The sequence below is a fragment of the Clostridioides sp. ZZV14-6150 genome (genome assembly GCF_020657875.1).
Classification (GTDB): domain Bacteria; phylum Bacillota; class Clostridia; order Peptostreptococcales; family Peptostreptococcaceae; genus Clostridioides.
The window spans coordinates 452,251-475,593 of the sequence record NZ_JAGWDA010000002.1 but is presented as its reverse complement, the minus strand read 5'-3'; the positions used below and the strand labels follow the sequence as shown (position 1 = coordinate 475,593).

Here is a 23,343-nt window from a genome sequence, read left to right as displayed (position 1 = left end):
AATTATGAATTTTGAGAATATAATTAAATTAAAATTATACACATATAAAAATTTGATTCGAATTATAGAAAGTATGGAGTAGGGTTTGAAATTCAAATTATTATACGTGAATAAAAATAAAATAAAGAATAAATTATGTTAAGGAGGGGTAGATGTGAGTAGTCAAGAAAGCAAACCAAAAGGAAATCTTATATCAAACTTTAGAGATGATATGAGAGACCCTAAAAAGAGAGCAGTATACACTTACTCAGGTTCTATAAATTTGGCATATAATTTTATAGGCTACTTTGTATCAACAGTAACAAACATATTTTTAACTGATGTAGCAAAGCTTGGTGTAATTATGGCAGGTGGTATGCAAATAATACAATCTTTCATAAAAATGGCTGTGGCTCCGATAACAGGGACTATATTTGACAAGCAACCATTTAAAAAAGGAAAATATTATCCTTGGCTTAGGTATGCACCTGCAGCATTAGCACTAACATATGGAGTATTTTTCATAGTTCCATTAATGAAAATAAGTCCAACATTACTTTTACCTTTAATGACAGCATTATTGTTAATAGCATCTTGTGCTCAACAAGTAGTTTTCACTATAATCTATGCTATTTACCCTGTGGTTACTAAAACACCTAGAGACAGAGTTATAGGTTCAACTACTACAAATATATTCAAAGAAGTTGGAAAATTTTTAGTAGGTTTTTCATATCCGTTATTATTAGTTTTATTTGCAGATGTACTAGGTGGAGAAGGAATGGGTTATTTAGGTACTTATCTATTCTTTGCAGTAGGATGTCTTCTAGTATTTTGGTTTTCTTCAACAGAAATAATAAAGTCTGGAGCAGAAGCTGAAGTACTTCAAAAAGAAGAAAAACCAAAAATTAAAGCAAGTGAAATGCTAAAAGCTTTATTTACTAATGTACCACTTATGATGGCATTCTGTTTAGAGTTTCTTATATGCATAAGATCTATAGGGCTAGGACCTTTAGCTCCTTATTACTTTAAGTATGTAATAGAAGATGAACGTGGCTTGGCAGTATTTTTAGCAATAATGCCTTTGGTAAGTGTAGGATTTATGTTTTTCGCACCAGTGTTTATAAGAATTTGTAAAGAACAAAAATTAGCTTCAATAATTTCTTTCTCTATATGTGCATTATGTCACTTGTTAGTTGCATGGACTCCTTGGGGGAGAACAACTTTAGGTGTAACTATGCTACTGGCAATTGGTGGAGGTTTCTCAAATGTAGTATCAATAATAAATCTTAACTTCTTTGCTGGTTCTTGTGATTATGGACATTGGAAATCAGGAAAAGATTTACCAGGTCTAAGTATGTCACTATATCCAGTTGCAATACAAGTAGGTGTACTACTTGCAACTACTATAAGAACAATTTTAATGAATTCAATGGGATATCAAGCTGATATGGTAGTTACAGCAGCAGTTAAAACAGGTTTTATAAATATGATTTCTTACTCTATGGCAATACCTTTAATAATAGCTATTGTTATAGCAATCTTATATCCAGTAAGTGATAAAAAATTAAATCAAATAAGAGAAGAATTAAATCAAAGAAATGCTTAATAAAAAATTTGAGTAAATGACTTAGTTTAGTTGTTAGAGTAAGTAGACGCAATAGCGTTTATATAAATGAAAATACATATACAGGGGGGGCTTTTAAAAATGATAGAAAAATTATTGAGAAATACAGTAAAAGAATTACATCAATATGTTCCAGGTGAACCAATAGAAAAAGTAAAAGAAAAATATGGTGTAAAAGAAATAATAAAACTAGCTTCAAATGAAAATCCTCTGGGACCATCACCAAAAGCAATGGAAGCTATGATTGAAATGTTAAAACAAGGTCAACTTTATCCAGAGCCAGAAGCTAATGAACTTAGAAGAAAATTGGCTGAAAAATTGGATTTAAAACCAGAAAATTTCATTGTTGCTAATGGTGCAGATAACGTTATCACACTAATAGGTGAAGCATTTATAAATAGAGGAGATGAAGTTATATACTGTGACCCAACATTCCCATCTTATAGAACAGCAACTGTTAAAAATGAAGGAATACCAGTAGAAGTACCTTTAACAGAGGATTATAAGTATGATTTACAAGGTATATTAGATAAGATTACAGATAAAACAAAATTAATATGTATATGTAATCCTAATAATCCAACAGGAACAATTGTAGATGATAAAGAATTGGAAGAATTTTTAAAGAAAGTCCCTGAAAATATTATAACTATATTAGATGAAGCATATATAGAATTTTTAACAGTGCCTAATTATGTGGATGGTCTTAAATATGTAAGAGAAAATTATAATGTTATAGTGACAAGAACTTTCTCTAAAATATATGGTCTTGCAGGACTTAGAGTAGGGTATGGTATTGCTAAAGATGAGATAATAAGAACTTTATTTACAGTAAAAGAACCTTTCTCTGCTAATCGTGTTGCGATAAGTGGAGCAACAGCCGCACTTGATGATGATGAATTTATAAAGGAAACATATGAGTTAAATAGAGCTGGAATGGCTTATTTCAAAGAAGAGTTCACAAAAATGGGATTTGATGTTGTAGATTCACAATCAAACTTCCTTTATGTAGATATGAAAACAGATATACCTAAGTTATTTGAAGACTTAAAACAAAGAGGTTTTGTAATAAGACCAAATGCTACACATGTGCGTGTAAGTATTGGAACTATGGAAGAAAACAAGAAATTTGTAGCAGTTTTAAAAGAAATATTAAATCTTAAAGAAGAACCAAGTATTAGCTAATAGATAGAAATATTACGAAATGGGGTGTAACTATGAGTTTAAAAATAAACGCAGAGAGATGTAAAAGCTGTGAATATTGCGTTATATCTTGTAAAAAAGGAGCATTAAAAATATCCGATAATATAAACACAGAAGGATATACTCATGTAGAAGTTGATGAAAGCAAATGCATACTTTGTGGAATTTGTTATCAAGTATGTCCAGATAATGTATTTGAAATAATTAAAGAAGAAGCAAGTCAAGAGGCTTAAAAGGAGTTGGGAGAATATGAAAAAAATGTGGAAGGGAAACCACGCCATTGCAGAAGCAGCTCTAAGAGGTGGTTGTGAATTTTATGCAGGATATCCAATCACACCACAAACCGAGGTAATGGAATTTTTATCACATAGAATGTCTGAACTTGGAAGAACTTTTATACAATCTGAAAATGAAATGGCTGCTATATACATGGTATATGGAGCATATGCAAGTGGAATGAGGTCTATGACAAGTTCTTCAGGGCCAGGAATATCTTTAAAACAAGAAGGAATCTCATATTTATGTGCAAACCATTATCCTTGTGTAATTGTAAATGTACAAAGATGGGGACCTGGTCTTGGTTCACTAGATTCAGCACAAACAGACTACCTAAGAGACACTAGAGGGGGAGGAAATGGAGATTATCATCTAATAGTTTATGCACCAAATAGTATTCAAGAAACTGTAGATTTAATGTATAACTCATTTGATGTAGCGGAGAAATATAGAGTGCCTGTTGAAATTTTGACAGAAGCAGCTTTAGGTCAAATGATGGAACCAGTAGAGTTTCCTGAATTTAAGAAAAGAGAAGAAGACTTAGGTTGGACTTATGATGGTAGTAATAGAGACCATGCAAAAGTTCCAGATAACCAAAAACCAGCTTTTTGTATGGAGAAGCGTATGAGAATAACTGAAAATGAACAACAATGGGAAGATTATCAAGTTGAAGATGCAGAATATGTGTTTGTAGCGTTCGGTATACCATCAAGAACAACTATGAATGCTGTTAGAAGACTTAGAGAACAAGGAGAAAAAGTTGGAATAATAAGACCAATAACAGTGTGGCCTTTCCCATATAAAGCATTTGAAAAGGTAAATAAAGATGTAAAAGGATTTATCTCAGTAGAGTCAACTGATACAGGTCAGTTAGTAGAGGATGTTGCATTAGCTTCAAAGAAAATATGCAAAGAAAATGTACCTGTTTATGGATTATTTAGTGGAAATCATATACCAAAAACATTACAAGTAATGGACACTTACAGCAAAATAAAATCTGGCGAAATTAAGGAGGTGTTCTAATATGGCTACAGATAGATTAACACCTAGCATTGTTTCAATACCAAACAAATTTTGCCCAGGTTGTGGTCATGGAATAGTAAACCGTATAATAGCAGAAGTGATAGAAGAAAATGGATATGAAAAAAATCATGTATTAACTTTAGGCGTTGGCTGTGTTTGTAATATGAATTTTAGCTGGAATGGTGATAAGATGCAAACTGCACATGGTAGAGCTTCATCTACAGCCATAGGAGTTAAAGTAGCACGAACAGATATGTTAGTTATGACTTATCAAGGTGATGGAGATGCATATGTTATAGGTCTTTCTGAAACATTAAATACTGCATATAGAAATCATAATATAACTGTATTTGTAATAAATAACAATAACTTTGCAATGACTGGTGGTCAAATGTCATGGACTACTATGCCAGGTCAAGTTACAACAACAAGTGTAAATGGAAGAGATATAAAAACTACTGGTAGTCCATTAAAAGTTCCTGAAATGGTGGCAAATTACTTTGATGTAGCCTATGTAGCAAGAGGTTCAGTTCATAGTCCAAAAGAAATAATTAATCTAAAAAAATATATAAAGAATGCTATAGAAGCTCAATTAAATGGAGAGGGATATTCATTGGTTGAAATATTAGCACCTTGCCCAACTAACTGGGGTGTATCATTAGAAAAATCTATCCAGTGGATGGAAGAAGAAATAGTGCCATATTATACTCTTGGCGAATTTAAGCAAAGGGATGGTGAATAGTTATGGAAAAAGAGTTAGTATTTGCAGGATTTGGTGGTCAAGGAGTTTTAACTTTAGGTTTAATTGTAGCTGAATCAGCACTTGAATTAGGAAAACAAGTTACTTGGATGCCAGCATATGGTCCAACTATGAGAGGTGGAAAAGCATATAGTGTGGTTAAGTTTTCTGATGAGAGTATAGGTGGACCTGATATGGAAGAAATAGATGTTTTAGTAGCGATGAATAAGCCATCCTTAGATTATATAAATTTAGTAAAAGAAGGAGGAACAGTAGTTATTAATACGTCTGCGATAGATGAAAATATAGCATTAAGAGAAGATGTAAATGTAGTTAAAATAAATTGTCAGGAATTAGCTCAAAAGGCAAACAATCCAAAAGCTGCAAATGTAGTAGTTCTTGGAGCATTGATTGCAAAAACAGGATTATTTGAGAAAGAATTAGCCATAAAAACTATGTGTGATTTCTTTGAGGAAAAAGGAAAAGGCAAATTTAATGTTCAAAATGAAGCAGCATTCATGGAAGGCTATAATAACGCCATTTAATAAATTACCCTTATCTTAAGTGGTTCATCTCAAGATTTAACAAATCTTAAGTGCCAAGAGAAGCTTTATCTTGAGATAGAATTCACTTAAAATCACAACTATAAAATATATAGGAGAGTGAATTTATGAGTTTGGAAAAACTTATTAGACCAAAGAGTATTGCTATAGTAGGAGTTACTGATAAACTTGGCTTTGGTAGAAGTGCAGCACTTAGCATAGTAAAAAGTAAAAATACAGACAGAGTATATTATGTAAATCCCAAAAGAGAAGAATTATTTGGGAGAAAGTGCTATAAGACAATACAAGAAGTTCCAGAAGTTGTAGACTGTGTGGTAGTATGTACACCTAGAAATGTAGTTCCATCTGTGTTAAAAGATTCTGGAGAATTAGGAACAAGGGCAGCAGTGGTATATGCTAGTGGATTTGCAGAAGAAGGAACAGAAGATGGAGTAGATTTAGAAAATCAACTTATAGAAATATCTAATACATATGATATGAAAATATTAGGTCCAAACTGTATGGGATTACTAAACTGCATAGATAAAGTTAATCTATGGGCTGGTGGTTCTAAGTGGGATTTGGATACTAAAAAACCAGGGATAGGAATTGTAGGGCAGAGTGGATTTATAACTGCAGAAATTGTTTCAAGTGATTATTTTAATATATCTTATGGTTTTTCAACAGGAAATGGAAATATAGTTACACTAGAAGATGCAGTAGACTTTCTTGTAGATGATAATTATGCATCAGTAATAGCTATTTATCTTGAGGGGCTAAAAAATCCTCAAAAATTTATAAATGCACTAAAAAAAGCAGCTCAAAAAAGAAAACCAGTAATAATCTTGAAGTCAGGAAGGTCAGAAAAAGGAGCTATATCAGCTGCTTCTCATACAGGAAACTTAGCTGGTTCAAGTAAAGCTTTTGAGAGTATTTTTGAAAAGTATGGAGTAATTTCTGTAGAGAATTTAGAACAATTTATGAGTTTAGCTCAGGCTTTTAGTGTTTTAGATGGTAATTTGCCTAAAAATTCTAATTTTGCAGCAATAAACTTCTCAGGGGGAGAAAATACTATTTGTGCAGATTTAGCAGAAGAAAATTGTGTAGAACTTGCAGAAATATCCACTGAAACTAAAGAAGAGATGAAAAAATATCTTCCAGGATTTGCAACACCTAAAAATCCATTGGATGCTACAACTGCATTATTTCATGAAAAAGATATGATAGTAGGTTTATTACATACATTTGATAAAGATGATAGTGTTGGATTTACTATGATAGGTGCAAATATAAGAGATGAAGAAAATGAAATGCATGAGACTCTTTGTCAAGCTGTAAGTGAAGCTAGAGAACAAGGATTGAAGAAGCCTGTATTTGCAGTTCCTACACTTGAAGGAAATAGATATCTAAATTATAGGGCTAGATTAGAAAATAGTCAAGTACCTATAATGTCATCAGTTGGAACTACATTTACTTGTTTCAATAAAATGGCTAAATTTGTAGATTATGATTATTCAAAGAGAACTTTAGAATTTGAAGCTGTTAAGAAAAGAGACTCAAACAATGTAGTAGCCTTATCAGAATTAGATAGTAAAATTGAAATGAAGAAATATGGAGTACCAGTGCCAGGTCAAGGTATTGCAAAAAGTATTGATGAATTAGATAAAATTTTGAAGTACATCAACTATCCTGTTGTATTAAAAATAAACTCTTCAGAGATATTACATAAATCTGATGTTGGAGGAGTCAAAGTAGGAATCAATAATAGAGAAGAGGCAGTAAGTGCATATAATGAGATTTTAATTAATGTAAAAGAAGCAAAACCAAATGCCAAGATTGATGGTATACTGGTTCAAGAAATGGTTGAAAGTGGAGTAGAAATAATTATTGGTATAACTAATGATGACCAATTTGGACCAATGCTATTAGTTGGTTTAGGTGGAGTATTTGTAGAAGTATTTAAAGATACTACTTTATATCCATTACCTATAAATCATGATGAAGCTATAATGATGCTTAAAAAATTAAAATCATTTAAGCTTTTAAATGGATACAGAGGCAGCGAACCTTGCGATGTTGATGCTCTTGCAGATATGATGGTTAAATTAGGGAAATATGCTTATGAAAACAAGGATGAGGTTAAGGAAATAGATTTAAATCCTGTATTTGTATATCCTAGGGGAAAAGGTGTATGTGCAGTAGACGCTTTAATAGTTAAATATAAATAGTTAACAAGTTTTGGTATTCAACCATAATCAAAGTACCGACTGAAAATTACACTAATTTATAGATTGTGATTTTCAGTCACCCCACATTTAATTATAGAATACTTTAAGTTAAAAATAGAGTTTTAAATATGATTGTAAAATAGCAATGTATAAAAAGTAAAATACTACATATAAGACAAATCATAAAGGGTGTTTTAATGAATAGAATCAATCTTGATTTTCATTAAAACACCCTATCTATTATACTAAAAATTTTAACGTTAATATTTTTATATTGTTACAGGTGGATTTGTTGGTGCTGAATATATGCGAGTAGCCAATTCTTGGTCTACAAAGAATAACCCACCTTCTCCAGCAAGTTTAACACGTTTTATATTGTCTTCGCAAGTTGTCTCTTCTTCTGCTTGTTCAGATATAAACCAAAGTAAGAATTGAGAAGTTCTAAAGTCTGCTTCAGAGTTTGCTACAGCAGCTAGATTGTTTATTAAAGCAGTAACCTTTTGTTCATGAGCTAATGTACGTTCAAGAATATCCATTGCAGAAGTGAAGTCTGCATCTGGCATTGGTATAGCATCAAGTTGAACCTTTCCTCCTACATTATGTAAGTATTTGTAAAAATACATAGCATGGTCTGTTTCTTCTTTATATTGAACATAAAACCAATTAGAAAATCCTTTAAGTCCTTCTGCTTCAAGGTAAGAAGACATAGAAAGGTAAAGATATGCAGAATATAATTCATGGTTAATCTGTTCATTAAGTAATTTTTCCATTTTAGCTGAAATCATTTTTATACCTCCAAATTTTAAACGCTCTTATAAGATATAATAATATTAAATGGAAAAATATTCAACAAAACTAATTAAATATTTTAATATTTTACATGTTTAATCAAAATTTATACTACCATTAAAAAAATTATAGCTTACTATGGCTACAGAGCCAATTAATGGTGCATTTGCTCCAAAATTTGAATGTCTTACATTTATTTTTTTATATTTAGAAAAACTTGCTGAAGCAGTCAATTTTTTTAATAATGTATTTTCTATAAATGTACCAGGGATATTAAAGTCATAACCTATTATTATAGAACTACAATCAATTAAGGTAAGTGTATTTACTAATGCATATGATATATATGTACAAAATTCATCAAGCAAAAACATCCCTAGATTATCCTTATTATTGGCTTCATCTATTAACTTGACTAGAGAAAAATCTTTACAATTAATTAGTGGAGAATCTGGATAAATATGACTTAATGATTCAATTCTTTTAATTAACTTACTCACACTTGTATAATAGTCTAGACATCCATTATTTCCACAACTACATACTGGACCACTAAAATTAATAGATGTATGTCCTATTTCACCACTTTGACCTAAATTACCAGTGTGAAGTTTATTTTCTAATACTAAACCAGCTCCAATTCCATTCATTATATGTAAATATATATAATTTTGAATATCTTTGCCTAGACCATACATTTTTTCAGCCAAAGCACCTGCATTAGCATCATTTATCAAAAATATAGGTAAATCAGATATTTCTCCTATAAAATTTACTATGTTTAGGTTTGATACATTTCCAAAGTCTGGAGGATTTAATATTATACCATTTATATTATCTACAGGACCTATTGAAGAAATGCCAATTCCAATTATATCTCTTTTGTTATTTTTCATTATTTTAGTAAACATTCTTTTTATTATATCTTTTAAAACATCATTTGACAGATATTTAGGGTAAGTCTCAAAAAGTTGTTTGACAATATTACCTTTTAAATCTGCAATGATTACCTTACAAATATTTCTTCTTATTAAAATGCCACAAACACAAGGAGATATATTAGAAATATCTAATAAAATAGGTTTACGACCTGATGAATGTGCATTTAAAGTTGATGATTCTATCTCTCTAATCATGTTTTCATTAATAAGCTCAGTGACTAGATTTGATAAAGTCATTTTAGTAAGACCTGTAGATTTAGCTAAATCAACTCTAGACATAGGAGTATTTGTAGAAAGTAGTTTCAGTATTATTAACTTATTTTTAATTTTTACATCTTTTATGTTAGAACCTTGTTTGTTGCTCATTGGAAATCTCCTTAAAAAAGTTAAGTATTTTTATGTATTTTCATATATATACTATGACCTTATAATAGAATAACATTTGATTAAGTTCGAAAATACCATTAACTAGAATATATCACATTATATATTAGAATAGCACTAAAAATATGTTATAATAGGATGAAAAATATTGAAGTAAATTAAGGTATATAATAATAAATTAGAATTTGAGGTGAAATACTATAGATAAATATACAAAAGAAGAATTAATAGAAGCACTACGACCTGTATCTTCAAGTATAAACAAATGTGAAAAAGCACAGTCAAAATTTGCAGAGGGTACTACTAATTACAAACGATTTAGAAATATAATAAAAGCAATGTATATTTCTAAATCATTAATAACAGACGAAATTAATAGAAGAAATTAAATTCCAGATTTTTAAGTTATTAGAAGCTTATTTTTTAGGTTATTTTGAAAAAATAATTATTTATATTTCTAAAATGAGAAAATCACTTTATATAATCAATTGGAATAATAGAAAGCCACTTAAATGCTAGATTTTGTGGCTCTTTTTGATTTATTATACTTAGAATTTCCTAATAAATTTGTCAAATTACTTATTTAAATTAAGTTTTAATTTTTATAATATATTTATTCAATAATAAAAGTATTATATAATTTATGATAAATTTTTATATGCAATAAATTTCATTATTGTATAATTTTAAAATAAATATAAGGTGTATTTATCAATTTTTATTACAAATTGTTACCGAATATGTATGTATTAGAACTGAAATATGGGAAATTGTAACTAAAATGTAAATTTTTTCTCTAATCTATCTAATATTATGGAAACTTTTTGTAATTTATGATATAATAAGAAACATATAATTATTAAATTATAATAAATGACTATAGCGTAGATGTATTACTATGTTATAGTCATTTTTGGATTAAGCTTGATATATCAAGGGGGAAGAATATGAGAACAATTAAAAGAGTTTTAGCATTAGGTTTAACATTAGCTATATTTCTAATGAATGCACCTAATGTAAGTGCATTAACATCAGATACCATTAAAGGTAAGAACATATATGAGACGGCTGGATTAATAGCAGATAAAACGAGCTATGATACAGCCATTGTGGTAAATATGGATAGTTCTATAGCAGATGGTCTTTCAGCAAGTGGTCTTGCTGGTGCTGTAGATGCTCCAATTTTGCTTGCTCAAAAAAGTAACATACCAAATGAAACAAAACAAAGATTAAAAAATGTAAAAAAGATATACATAATAGGTAAAGAGTTATCAATAAGTAAGTCAGTAGAAACTGAGCTGAAAAATACAGGAGCACAAGTAACTAGACTAGGTGGAGATGATAGAATAAAGACTAGTTATAGTGTTGCCAAAGAAGTAAGTACCATTAAAAAAGTTGATGAAGTTATATTAACTAATGCATATAAAGGAGAGGCTGATACTATAAGTGCTGCACCTGTCTCAGTAAGAGATGTAGCTCCTATAGTACTTACAGATGGAAAAAGTGTTCCTTTTTCAACAAGTAATGTAAAATCATATGCTGTAGGTGGAAGTATTTCTATGAGTACTAGTTTAGTTAACAAGACTAACTCTAAGAGACTTGGTGGTTCAGATAGATATGATACAAATAAAAAAGTTATAAAAGAATTTTATCCAGATTCATCAGAATTTTATTTAAGTGATGGATATGATTTAGTGAATGCTCTTACAGGTTCTACAATTGCTAAAGATAATCCAATTGTATTAGTATCAGAAGATAGTGATAAATCCATACTAGCAGGAGCAGATAAGATTACTAGATTAGGTTCAATAAGCGATAGTGTGTATAATAAATGTGTTTCTGCTGCACAGAATAATGGTGATTCATCTACAAAAGGGGATTCACCTATAAAAGATGAGACAAGTATATTAGGTGAACCAACAGCTAGTTTAGAAGCTTGTCTAAAATGGGCTAAATCTAAAAAAGCAAATGATTTATTTATAGAATTGATACCAATACTATATGATACAGCTGTTCAAGAAGGTGTAAATCCTGTTTTAGCAGTAGCTCAATCAGCAAAAGAAACTGGTTTCTGTAATTTTGGTGGAGTATTAGATGCATCATTTAAGAATCCTTGTGGACTTAAGACTTCTGTTGGTGGTTCTGATACTGACAAAAATGCACACTCAAGATTTGATACTTGGGAAGAGGGAATACTAGCTCAAATTCAACATTTATGTCTATATGCAGGACAAGAGGGCTATCCACTTTCAAATCCAGTAGACCCTAGACATGAAAAATCTTTATTTGGGAAAGCTAAAACAGTTGAAAGTCTTTCTAATAATTGGGCTGGTGGTCAATATGGACAAGACTTAGTTAGAATGATGGGAGAAATTGAGGCGACAAAGTAATTAAATTATTAATTTAACAGCTATATTTATTGGGTTTCATTTAAATAGCTAATTTAAAATTACAAATAAGGAAAATTTATCATGAAAAAAAGTAATGTTTTTAGTATTATATTTCCTACAATCATAATGTTATTAATGTTTTTAACTTTTGCTACAGATATATTTAATATACCAGATATTCCTGCCAAAGGGATTTTTGTAATAGGTATGGTTTTGATTTTTCCAATTGCTTTTTTAATTCAAGGGATAGTTTGTGTATTGAGTAAAACTAACTTGATTTTATCACTTGTAGTATCTTTAATAACTTATATAATATTAATGTATATATTTTTAAATGATTCAGCATATATCTATGTTTTACTTTATGCAGCCTTTTATATGATTGGATATATAACCACTAAGATTTGTCAAAAAATGAAAATTTTTAAAAGATAAATTAAATAAAATATATTAAACAAAATGTATTAATAAGGAAGTGTCTGAATTGATTTTATAAAATCAATTCAGACACTTCCTTTTTTGTATAAACATTAGCCATATTTTGGATTTATTTATTAAAACTTCTTAAACACCTACAACCCCTTGTATAAAGTGGAATGTAGGTGTTTAAATAATACCTTCTAACTTATGATTTGGTGTATAAAGGCTTAAAGCGTCTTCTTCTAAAGTAGTAAATTAAGTAGTAAAACTATTCGTTTCTCTACATATCACAAAATAAAAACCTCAACAAAATGTTAAAGTTTTTTACTTTACAATTCAACGAACTGTTTTGAAAGTTGTTTAAATGACGAATTCTCATGTATTTGCATTGATGGAATAAATAGATATTCCCATTGTTTATATCCGTTTGCCTTCCCCCAGTTTGAAACTACTTCACAGTACTTTATTGCACGCTTCTTTTTTGCAACGACATCTGGCTCATTCAATTTGTCTTCACCTTTGACTTCAACAAGGTAAACTTTAGTATCAGTCTCAACAACAAAATCTGGTTCATACTGTTTTCCATTATTGTAGGTTATGTTAAACTCTTTCTTTGCAGGTCTTAACCAATTCTTGACAAAATCATCACGTTCTAGAATTCTTGATAAAATTAGCTCAGGTTTACTATCAAATTTTGCACAGTCAAACACACCTTTTATTATTCCAGTGAATAAGATAGAGCGTATATTATCTGTGTAATTTTCATACAAATTCTTTTGCTCACTATAAGTATGAGCTTGTTGAATATTGACATTGTTCACATCTACCACTTCTTCTACAAGAAATCCATTTTCACAGTAAAAGTGCTGCATCATCTGTAAGTACATTTTGTTTGAGATATCTTTTCTATTCATCATGACTATATTATGCATACCATTTTCGCTATATTTGCTCTCGTAGTAGTTAACCACTTGTGAAATCAATTTAATTATTAGTTCAGTATTCTTTTCATAGTCAATTTCAGGTTTCTTCCTTAATTCTTCTAATATCACTTTCTTAGGATTGTATCCTTCAAAATCTATCATGTTTCCTTTAATACGTTCTCTATCAGATAGATTTTCTAAACTTTGTATTAACATATCATTTTCAATTGGAATATGATTAAAATCGTTTAAATCAATATCAAAATCAACAAAACAATATTCTTCTACACCATTATCAGTTATCTTTATTCTTGGGATAGGAATAAATTTATTTACGATAGCTCGATAAGTTTCTTCAGTTTCTTTTACAATCCATGCGCTAAAAATATCTTTATTATCATAATAAGTAGTTCCCAAATCAACATCTTCTTTTAGCTGGGCCTCAATTGAAGATACGATAGTTTTCTTACCTAAGTCATCTAATGACTCCTCTACACGTTTTGTGGTATGTACATGGTTACTTACAGCATCTTTAATTGCATTATTTGCTTTATTAAGTAGCATTTCATTTTCAGTTGTTCTATCCACATTTGTATGCTGAAATGCTCTTTCAAGTTGTTCATCCTTATTTGTATCTAATGCTAACTGAGTATATATAATTTTTTCATCTTCAATCTCTTCAACTTTAATAACATTCCCAGCCTTGAAAATAGAATCACCTTTTTGGGCTTCTGACAAAATTTCATTAAATTTGTCATGGGCAGTTAACATTACAGCATCTATTTCCTTATCACCTGTTCGCTCACCATAAGGAAGACGTAATCCTCTACCTACCATTTGCTCCCTCAGAATTTTTGATGTTGCAGTTCTTAATGGAACAATTGTAAATAAATTATTTACATCCCATCCTTCTTTAAGCATGTTAACATGAATTACAATTTCTATTGGATTATTAATATCTTCAACATCTAGAAGAAGTCTCATGTTTTGTTCACTCTCTGAACCACGCATTTTTGAATGAACTGTAATTGTTTTATATTTATACTCGCCATTCCTAAATTCATCTGATTTGATAAAATTCTCTACTACTGTTGCATGCTCTGTGTCTTTACAAACAACCAACATAAAGGGCTTAACTAATCTTTTATTGTTATTGTTGGCATAGACTTCAAGTTTGTTCTTAACATTTTCATGACAAGTTATACCATCCAGTAACATTAATTTATCAATTTGTTCATCCCCAAAATTATAAAAGTTGATATCTGACCTAGTGACTGCAAATGGCGTTCTTGTATACCCATCTTCAATTGCTTTAGAAAGTGGGTACTCATACACAACATTTTTAAATGGAACTTGTTTCGTTCCTTTTTTTGCAAGGGGTGTAGCCGTTAACTCTAAACCTAATATTGGTTTTAGTTTATTTAATGCTAAAGCTCCTTTTTCCGCACGGTAGTGGTGAGATTCATCCATTATCATTACTAAATCATTCAAGTTAGAAAGTTCATCATAAAAAGATTGCCCTAAGTACTCATTAAAACTTTTCATCTTAACATTTTCCTTATTAAACTTGTCAATATTGTAAATGAATATATTAATATCTGATTCAAACAATGAGAGATTTCTATTTCTATAATCTTCATCAGAAATAATTTTTGGCGGATTTATAAAACATCCCATACCTTTAAAAACATACTTTGGATGTGATGGGTCGCCTAAGTCCTTTTTTAATTTTTCATAGATAGTTGAACTTGGGGCAACAACAAAGAAATTTTTAATATCATGTTGCGTGTATAGATAACTAATAAAAGCTCCCATAAGTCTTGTCTTTCCAACACCAGTTGCTAATGCAAATGTCAACGAAATAAACTCTTTTTCAAAGTCAGTACAAGTAGGATATTTACTTTTTATATCTGACAACGATGTAACTAAATCACTATTCCTGTTGATTAGCTTAATGTCACTTGCAATATCATCTAGAATTTCCAATGATTTAGTTTGAGGTGTTCGAAGTGACATAACCCCACTTATATACTCTGGCGTGTATTGAGGAAATTTATCACTACTATTCATCAGCTTCATCCTCCTCAAAATCATCATACATAGGTGGATTAATAATATTCAAGTTATAGTTATCCTTATCAAATTCACAATCTGCTAGTAACATATTTGGAATTTTTTTGACTGTTATTTGCTTATATTCTTTTTCAAGACCTGCATCAAATGAACGACACGCTATAATAAGATATTCATTATCAGCCATTGCATCTTTAATTGAGTCAATGTATTGAGATGTTAAATGCCTTGTAGTTACGAACAAATATGAATTTTCATTCCCTACAGATTGTTTCCAAAAAACATCCTCAGATGGTTGATAATTAAATCCCTCGTGTAGGGCAACAGCCGAAGCAAGCATATCTGCACTGTACTCTTTATTAATAACGGGTTCATCAAAGATATCAATATTAATAAGTGATGGAGCAAGTTCATAGAACTTGTATCCACCTCCACCTTGCCAATTAACTGATTTAGTAATACCACCACTATCCTCACCAGATATTACCTTGTCAAGTCGTACTTTACAGTGAGTATATGCCTGCTGTCCCATTTCAATACCTATCCATCTTCTATTCATTTTGTGTGCAGTAGCAGATGTAGTACCACTACCTAAGAAGGAGTCAAGCACAATATCATTTTCATCAGTAGTCATGCCGATGATTTGTTTAATGATTTGCTCAGGCTTCTTCCCATTAGGGAATGTTACACTACCTTCTCTTGTAACATTTTTCATCCAAGCATTCATATCCCAATATGTACCCTGTAAATCTTTTTTGTATAAAACCCCATCAATGACTTCACTGGTATCTTTTAACCATACAAACAAATTACAAGCGTCATCTTTATAAAATTGCTCATATATACTGCCTTTGTTTTTTCCTGACCTAGGCACGTACTCAATTGAAAGAATGCTATCACTTATATTTTCTGTTTTCCTGAATTCAAGAATCCTCGCTCTTATTGATGATTGAGCATTTGTAGTTCTAAAAACTTTAGTTCCGTATTTTTTGTAGGCTTCTTTTTCACTTATACCATCTTTTTTTGCAACTTGTTTAATTGACATCATTATTGGATTTTTCCTCAAATAAATTTTGATTTCATTTCCATCACCATCAATAGTTGTGCCATAAAATACTTTTTCTCCGGGATTTATAAGGACTGTCGTATATTTCCAGCTTTTACCCTCATCTATATATTTTTGGATTAAGTCGGACATTTCTGTATAAGAATAAACTCCAGTGAATACAGGAAGTTTGTCATAATTCTTTGCATAGCCTAATATGTATTCACAATTCTTCTTCAGTCTTTTATCCTCTCCTCCACCTGATGCACCTGCAACATTTTTCATATTTACAGAAATCATATTAATAAAGTTTTTTCTTCCAAAAACCTCATCACATAAAACTTTAAGGTATGCCTGCTCTTCGTCGTCTATCTGAATCCATATTGAAGCTTCGTCTGACATTAGTCTTTTTAAAATTTCAAGCCTAGCTTTCATTAAATTCAACCAAATACTATGCTCAACATTATCATCATAATGTTCAAATGCTGCTCCAGTATTGTAAGGAGGGTCAATGTAAATGCATTTCACTTTTCCAGCATACTTACTCTCCAGTGCTTTTAGTGCCAACAAATTGTCCCCATGTATTAACATATTCTCTGTATCAGCATCAAACTCTGTATTTGATAATTCTTTATTTTCAATTAATAATCTTGGTTCTATTTTAAGTTTTTTTTCTTTTCCATACCAAGTTAGTTCTAACTTATTACTCACACCATATCCCCCAATTTAGATATTATTATTACTTTGTAATTAATCATTGCTTTTCCAAAATTTCTACACTAAATCTATGTAAGCTATTGCCAAGTATCTACATCAGTTTCCTTACCGTTAATAAATGTATGTTTAATTTTGAAATACTACATCAAATTCAAAGCCTATCCACAAATAATTTTATTTACTTTAGAATTTGATTTAACAACATTATTATACTCTGTTTTGGAGTTATTTTCAATTTGCAATTTTGTAATCTATGTATTAACAATTTCATTTAAAAAATATTGTGGACAAATAAAATGAAAATAAAAACATCATTTTCACTAGTGATTTTCAAAGAACTTATTCATTTCGTTTTGGGCTGAAAGATGTGAGCCGTGAGTGTAATAACCTAAAGTCATGGTAATGTTCTTATGCCCCATGACATACTGCAAGTTATTAGGGGTCATGCCCTTATTAGCCATATTGGTGCAAAAGGTATGTCTGAAAATATGCGGTGTAATATTAGGTAACGCATCTTCGCCATAATACTTACAATATTTTTTAACAAGGTTTTTAAACGTAGATGTATATAAGGTACTGTACATTGGATTCCCTTGTTTGTTCAGGAAAATAAAATCACTATAATTATCAATTGTAATTGGTTGTGCGTGACTACGGTTTTCTATGGCTTGTCGAAATGCTTGACATACTGTTTCACTCATTGGTATTTGCCGAAAGCCACTTTCACTTTTTGGTGGCTCAATATAATAACCATCTTTATCTTTTAGAAGTTGATGGTCAACATTGATAAACTTACTTTCAAAATCAATATCAGATACAGTCAGCCCACATAGTTCAGAAATACGTAGTCCAGTATTTAGAAGTATGACGATGGAATTGTAATGATACTTATATACATAGTCAATTTCAGCAAAGGCAAGTAGCTTTTCCTGCTGTTCTTCTGTTAATGCTTGTTTTGGCTTGGTGTCGTCTGCAATGACATCTTTTAAATTGAAATTGAATGGATTCTTTCTCACGTAGTCATCACTGATAGCAATGTGAAAGGATGCTGTAAGGGAACGCTTGAAATTATTGATTGAACTGTATGCGAACCCTTTTTCTTTCATGCGGATAGCCCATTCCTTGGCATCTGATGGCTTAATACAGTCAATAGCCCGACTTCCTAGCTTATCTTCTCGTAGGGCATCCATCAGGGCTTTTCTGCTGTTTATAGTGCTTTTTCTAACGTTTGCACGACTTCTGTTTTGTTTGGCGTAAAGTTCGCATAGAGTAATTTTCTTACCCAGTGTATCAATGCCATCAGCTAAATCTCGTTCGATAGCCTTTATTTGTTCTCTAAGCGGGATGCAATCACGCTTCCCTTTTGGTGGAGTGTCATTTGCAGTAAGTCTCCATGAGTAAATGAATTTAGGCTTTCCGTTTGCATCTATATATTTATAGGCATATCTGCCATCAGGTCTTTGACTTTCTCCATTAAAAAGACGTCTGCCTTTTTTATCAGCTCTTTTTTGCATCTGTAATATGCTCCTTTCTCTATGTAAAGAACCTTGATGTGTAATGAAACACACCAAGGTTCAGTGAATGATTATATGGTATCTATTTCGTCTAAGACACGCTCAAACATCTCACGCTTGATTAATAGACGTTTGCCGTTATAAAATAACCAGTTTGCTCCTTTTTGCTCATTCACAATTTGGCGTAGCTTGTTTTCGCCGATATGGAAATACTGGCTTGCTTCTTCAATGGAAAGCATATACTTCTCGTGAATAGGTACAACGTTCTTCATCTTTTTCACGCTCCTTTATGTAATTGTTATTTGGTGCATCGATGACCATGACCCTATTATGCAACATTTCATACGACATCAATAACGACAAATAGTGACCAAATAACGTATTTATGCTATAATCAAAACGACATTTACTCATTGAAACGTCAAATATAACAAAGGAGTTTGAAAACATGGCAGAAACAAAGGATTTTATTAGTGACGAGTACCCTTTGACAATCGCGGATATTTTAGAGCGTGTAAAAGAAGAATATAGCATTGTAATGGATTTTGATGATACGAATATCATCCGACATATTCAGCGATATATGAGCGTGAATAAAAAGCCCTATGTTTTAGTCAAGGACAAAGGGAAAGCACGTTACTATACTTGGGCAGATGTTGAGGATTATTTCAATGATGCCAAGGTAGAACGCTATTATAGGAAAGTTGCAGGAAAAGACTTAACCTATACAACAAATAAAGAAATTCAATTTGAACAAGAACAAGAATTTGAAGCATTTAGAGAAGAACGTCGCAAACTCCTAAAAAAAGCAGGACTTACAGAAGCTGACGGAAATTTTCTTGATGCTGATAGATTTGGATTGAAACAATATGTAACAGCAGATGAATTAGTGATTCTTAAAAAAAAGGGATGCATCTAAGGTCTGATTTATCTGATGAAGATAAAGAAACACTAAAGTTATATGAAACCTTTTTACGTCAAAGCGAAAGCGAAGAACGAGAAATCGAACGTCTTTTTCAACAAACCAAATTAGAGATTATGATTACAGCGTTATTCAATGAGCAGTTTTCTTTGAATGAAGAATTACTGATGAAAGATATTAAAAATTATGTCCGTGGTGGTGAATATACAGCGATAGATGCATATCAGGCAAAATCTCAGGAAATGGTTGTTCGGCGAAGTTATTTACGTCTGAAAAAGAAAAAAGGGTATGTTCAGAAAAAAAGGAAATAGCAAACAATGCTATAAGAGCATATATTCATACTGATACCCTTACTATCCCTCGGCAGGCTTTCATGCCTGCTTGCTTTTTTATTGCTGTATGCAGTACATTCACTGGAATGGTAGCTTTTCGCTAACGCTCAAAGCAGATAGTCAAAAGAGAATCACTGTACATAGAAAAAGTAGTAAACTGTTATTTCTTTTATTGGCTCACGTTTCAAGGTACAATTTCCCCTTGTATATCAGGGGAAAGAATACATCGTGGCTCATCTGGCTCATTTGCTATTTTTCAAAATGAGCCAAGAAATTTCTTGATACACAAGGGCATTAAGCGTATTGGCTCATTTGGCTCACCTATTTTCAACTTAACACTAAATAAAAGTGTTTTATGATTTGATATAACTCATAAAGAAAAGAAACTCGAAAAACCTGAGCCATGTGAGCCACTTACCCTGTACTCTTTGATAGTCAACAAAAAATATGACTCAACCTCGCTTTATGGTTTGAGCTAATATTTTTTGATTCTGCTTGTACCCCTTGATAGACAAGAAAAAAACTGGCTCTCATGAAATGAGCCAGATAACATCGGTTGTCTTGTATTGTACGTATGATTTACGTATTAAGCAAAAAAATGAAAAGGTACTTGTAAGATAGGAAAAGATATGGTAAAATTACTTCCATAAATTAAATATTCACATCCGAAAGCTCGTTGGAAGGTATCGTGCTATAGCGAATAAATCCTCCTGAATCCTCATATGCGAAGATAGAGCTGACGCTGGTTTAATAATCGTATGTAAAGCGGTGAATCTTAATGGACAAACAAAAGTCCATAGGTTTAGCGCTTTTTTTGCGTTTTCCTATGACTAGAAAGGAGGCAAAAATGAATAATTTGAAGCGAACAGCCCTTGGCTATGTTACCTATGAGGAATACAATCAACTCCTGTCTGCTTTATCACAAAAAGCCTTTCTAAACGTCAAAGAAACCAGTGTGTACTTTGGTGTTTCAGTTAGTAGAGTCTATGAAATGATAAAGCAAAATGGCGAGTTATTCACCGTTAAATTCTCTCATGGTGCAACAGCCGGCTATAAGATTGACAGTCAACGATTTCAAGATTACATTCGCAAAAACGGAATGTAGACAAAAAAATAGTCACCCAGTGCTACAAACACATATGGACGACATCTATTCTTTAGTTACATATATTTTACCATATCTCCTTATATTAATTCAAGGAAATCGCAAGATTGTTGTAACTAAATACATCAAAATCAAACAAAAAAAAGGAGATGCCTATCATGGAACAAACTTATAATTCACTTATTGAAACAACAACAGCAGATTATCTTGCTGATATTGATATGGACTCAGTACCATCACCAACAACTATTGAAGCAGAATTACTGAATATTGTTAATCGAGCTATTCGTGAGTACAATATGGGTCCAGAAGACCCCAACGTACCAGCGAATGCATCCTTAAATGATAAATACCCAAATCAGAAAGCCCCTGCCGAACGATATCGAATATTAAAGAAATTAGAAAACACACAGATTGCAATGATAATAACTAAGGTATATCGAGCCTGTCGTATATGTTGGTTAGGATTTCACGATGACGGAAATTATACTATTGGACTTTACCAAGAAGCAGGCGATAACCGTGGTATCTATGACACTAGAGAAGATGCACTAGAAGAAATAATTCGTAAATATAATTTTACGATAGATACGAAAGGTATTCAAGAAGTGACAAAGGCACTTGAGAATATTACACAAAAACGTACTCGTTGTAATAAAAAGCACCTTATACCAGTTAATAACGGCATCTTTGATTACAAAAATAAAATACTCATGGACTTTGACCCAGAATATGTATTCACAACAAAGTCTCATGTAGACTATATTCCGAATCCTACAAACCCTGTTATTATTATGCCAGATGGTGAGCCTTGGGATGTAGAATCATGGATGCAATCTCTTTCAGATGACCCTGAGGTGGTTGAACTTCTGTGGCAGGTGGTTGGCAGTATTATCCGCCCTACTATACGTTGGAATAAAGCAGTATTGCTGTACTCCGTAGTTGGGAATAATGGCAAAGGAACTTTGTGCGAGTTCATGCGTAACCTTTGCAGGTCAGGTGCGTTCACTTCTATTCCAATCAGAGATTTTGGTAAGGAGTTTATGCTAAAACCGCTCATGTATTCATCTGCCGTTATTGTTGATGAAAATGACACTGAGACTTTCCTTAGCTCAGCTGATGCATTCAAGGCAGCGATAATACATGATGTGATTCGTATCAACATTAAAATGAAAGAACCAAAGGATATTCGTTTTGAGGGTATGATGGTTCAATGTGTTAATGAAATCCCCAAATTTCAGGATAAATCAGAATCACTGTATCGTCGCTTATTGCCAATACCAATGAGTAAATCATTCAAAGGCATTGAGCGTAAATATATCAAAAAAGACTATCTTGGCAGAAATGACGTATTAGTATATGCATTACATAAAGTTCTGAATATGGACTATTATGAATTATCTGAGCCATCAGCTTGTACTGAATTATTAGATGAAGTAAAGCACTACAATGACCCTGTACGTCAATTCCTTGATGAAAGCCTTTCGGAATTTTCATGGGATTTAATTCCTTATGATTTTCTTTATATGTTCTATCTAGGGTGGTTTACATCAAGCGTACCATCAGGTAAAGCAATTGCAAAAACCGGATTTATCAAAGAAGTCAAACAATTACTTGAAGACGGGTATCCTGATTGGGATGTAACAATTAATCAAGTAAGCCCCAGAGGTAAAGTTGATTTCCCAGAGCCACTCATTTTGAAATTTAACGTAATTGCTCTCAGGGATTCTACATACAAAGGCTCAGACCCCAATAAAATTTGCACACCATCACAAGTTATGGATGGGAAAAAGTATCGTGGTATTCAGCGTACACCTACTGCAATCAAGTTACGTAAAGATGCAAATCTTATTAACAATTAAATAGATACAAAGCCCGTTGGAATTATCAATTCCTGAATGCCATATGCGGTAAAGAGCTTATCGTTGGCACGACCGTAAAAAAAGCGATTACCTTTAGCAATATAGGAACTAACTTAGTTCCATAAGCTAATAGTATATCGCTTTTTTTCTTTTATAAGTTATTTGATTTTCACCAAGTCGTTGGTGAAAAAATAGGCTATTGATGAAAAAGGGTTCAAAGGGATATTTCCCTTTGCAAGCGGGAGGAGAAGTGAAAATTGCGTGAATCGCAATTTATACGTACAACTCCCATGCTTGCGAAGTATCCCCTTT

General features: G+C 31.6%; 19 protein-coding genes. 13 read left to right on the top strand and 6 right to left on the bottom strand.

Translation table 11 applies throughout. The features are described 5' to 3' along the window. Positions 1-154 precede the first annotated feature (154 nt). The 7 genes from KGF41_RS04645 (at position 155) to KGF41_RS04615 (ending at position 7,614) form a co-directional block, all read left to right on the top strand. Entirely contained in the window at positions 155-1,585 is a 1,431-nt protein-coding gene (locus tag KGF41_RS04645) for an MFS transporter (protein WP_227828827.1), read from the top strand. Positions 1,586-1,684: 99 nt separating this feature from the next. Continuing rightward, positions 1,685-2,788, top strand: a complete 1,104-nt coding sequence (gene hisC, locus KGF41_RS04640) for a histidinol-phosphate transaminase (protein WP_227842343.1) — start codon at positions 1,685-1,687, stop codon at positions 2,786-2,788. A 32-nt stretch (positions 2,789-2,820) separates the two neighbouring features. Beyond that, a complete protein-coding gene (locus tag KGF41_RS04635; RefSeq protein ID WP_227828825.1) occupies positions 2,821-3,039 on the top strand; it encodes an indolepyruvate ferredoxin oxidoreductase subunit alpha in 219 nt (72 codons plus the stop codon). Positions 3,040-3,055: 16 nt separating this feature from the next. Then, positions 3,056-4,105 carry a 3-methyl-2-oxobutanoate dehydrogenase subunit VorB gene (vorB, locus tag KGF41_RS04630; RefSeq protein WP_227434866.1) on the top strand — a complete coding sequence of 350 codons (1,050 nt, stop codon included), beginning with the start codon at positions 3,056-3,058 and terminating at the stop codon, positions 4,103-4,105. A 1-nt stretch (position 4,106) separates the two neighbouring features. Beyond that, positions 4,107-4,847: a thiamine pyrophosphate-dependent enzyme gene (locus tag KGF41_RS04625; protein ID WP_227842348.1), complete on the top strand. Its 741-nt coding sequence runs from the start codon at positions 4,107-4,109 to the stop codon at positions 4,845-4,847. A 2-nt stretch (positions 4,848-4,849) separates the two neighbouring features. After that, positions 4,850-5,389, top strand: a complete 540-nt coding sequence (locus tag KGF41_RS04620) for a 2-oxoacid:acceptor oxidoreductase family protein (RefSeq protein ID WP_227828823.1) — start codon at positions 4,850-4,852, stop codon at positions 5,387-5,389. Between the two features lie 125 nt (positions 5,390-5,514). Next, entirely contained in the window at positions 5,515-7,614 is a 2,100-nt protein-coding gene (locus KGF41_RS04615; RefSeq protein ID WP_227856404.1) for an acetate--CoA ligase family protein, read from the top strand. A 269-nt stretch (positions 7,615-7,883) separates the two neighbouring features. On the opposite strand, the gene KGF41_RS04610 is transcribed toward KGF41_RS04615, so the two are convergent. Together KGF41_RS04610 and KGF41_RS04605 are read right to left on the bottom strand one after the other, a co-directional pair. Next, positions 7,884-8,399: a ferritin gene (locus tag KGF41_RS04610; protein ID WP_227840927.1), complete on the bottom strand. Its 516-nt coding sequence runs from the start codon at positions 8,397-8,399 to the stop codon at positions 7,884-7,886. 99 nt (positions 8,400-8,498) lie between these two features. Continuing rightward, complete coding sequence (locus tag KGF41_RS04605; protein WP_227840928.1) at positions 8,499-9,710, bottom strand: ROK family transcriptional regulator; 1,212 nt, start codon at positions 9,708-9,710, stop codon at positions 8,499-8,501. Between the two features lie 965 nt (positions 9,711-10,675). Between KGF41_RS04605 and KGF41_RS04595 the strand changes: the two genes are divergently transcribed. Together KGF41_RS04595 and KGF41_RS04590 are read left to right on the top strand one after the other, a co-directional pair. Next, positions 10,676-12,118: a cell wall-binding repeat-containing protein gene (locus tag KGF41_RS04595; protein ID WP_227828819.1), complete on the top strand. Its 1,443-nt coding sequence runs from the start codon at positions 10,676-10,678 to the stop codon at positions 12,116-12,118. An 81-nt stretch (positions 12,119-12,199) separates the two neighbouring features. Further along, a complete protein-coding gene (locus KGF41_RS04590; RefSeq protein WP_227854528.1) occupies positions 12,200-12,553 on the top strand; it encodes a hypothetical protein in 354 nt (117 codons plus the stop codon). A 314-nt stretch (positions 12,554-12,867) separates the two neighbouring features. Here KGF41_RS04590 and KGF41_RS04585 read toward each other — a convergent pair whose 3' ends face one another. The 4 genes from KGF41_RS04585 to KGF41_RS04570 form a co-directional block, all read right to left on the bottom strand. After that, positions 12,868-15,531 (bottom strand): DEAD/DEAH box helicase family protein, encoded by a 2,664-nt coding sequence (locus KGF41_RS04585; RefSeq protein ID WP_227854529.1) that lies wholly within the window; start codon positions 15,529-15,531, stop codon positions 12,868-12,870. Next, positions 15,524-17,290, bottom strand: coding sequence for a site-specific DNA-methyltransferase (locus KGF41_RS04580; RefSeq protein WP_227854530.1), 1,767 nt, complete (start codon positions 17,288-17,290; stop codon positions 15,524-15,526). The genes KGF41_RS04585 and KGF41_RS04580 overlap by 8 nt, the downstream gene beginning before the upstream one ends. 326 nt (positions 17,291-17,616) lie before the next feature. Then, positions 17,617-18,810 (bottom strand): tyrosine-type recombinase/integrase, encoded by a 1,194-nt coding sequence (locus KGF41_RS04575; RefSeq protein ID WP_227854531.1) that lies wholly within the window; start codon positions 18,808-18,810, stop codon positions 17,617-17,619. A 71-nt stretch (positions 18,811-18,881) separates the two neighbouring features. Then, complete coding sequence (locus tag KGF41_RS04570; protein ID WP_227854532.1) at positions 18,882-19,082, bottom strand: excisionase; 201 nt, start codon at positions 19,080-19,082, stop codon at positions 18,882-18,884. A gap of 176 nt (positions 19,083-19,258) precedes the next feature. On the opposite strand from KGF41_RS04570, the gene KGF41_RS04565 reads away from it, so the two are divergent. The 4 genes from KGF41_RS04565 (at position 19,259) to KGF41_RS04550 (ending at position 23,031) form a co-directional block, all read left to right on the top strand. Next, positions 19,259-19,729 (top strand): hypothetical protein, encoded by a 471-nt coding sequence (locus KGF41_RS04565; protein ID WP_227856403.1) that lies wholly within the window; start codon positions 19,259-19,261, stop codon positions 19,727-19,729. Further along, on the top strand, positions 19,720-20,043 hold the full coding sequence (locus KGF41_RS04560) for a hypothetical protein (RefSeq protein WP_227856402.1): 324 nt from the start codon (positions 19,720-19,722) through the stop codon (positions 20,041-20,043). Before KGF41_RS04565 ends, KGF41_RS04560 begins: the two co-directional genes overlap by 10 nt. Before the next feature lie 868 nt (positions 20,044-20,911). Beyond that, positions 20,912-21,169: a helix-turn-helix domain-containing protein gene (locus KGF41_RS04555; RefSeq protein WP_227854534.1), complete on the top strand. Its 258-nt coding sequence runs from the start codon at positions 20,912-20,914 to the stop codon at positions 21,167-21,169. 158 nt (positions 21,170-21,327) lie between these two features. Then, positions 21,328-23,031, top strand: coding sequence for a phage/plasmid primase, P4 family (locus tag KGF41_RS04550; protein WP_227854535.1), 1,704 nt, complete (start codon positions 21,328-21,330; stop codon positions 23,029-23,031). Positions 23,032-23,343 lie beyond the last annotated feature (312 nt).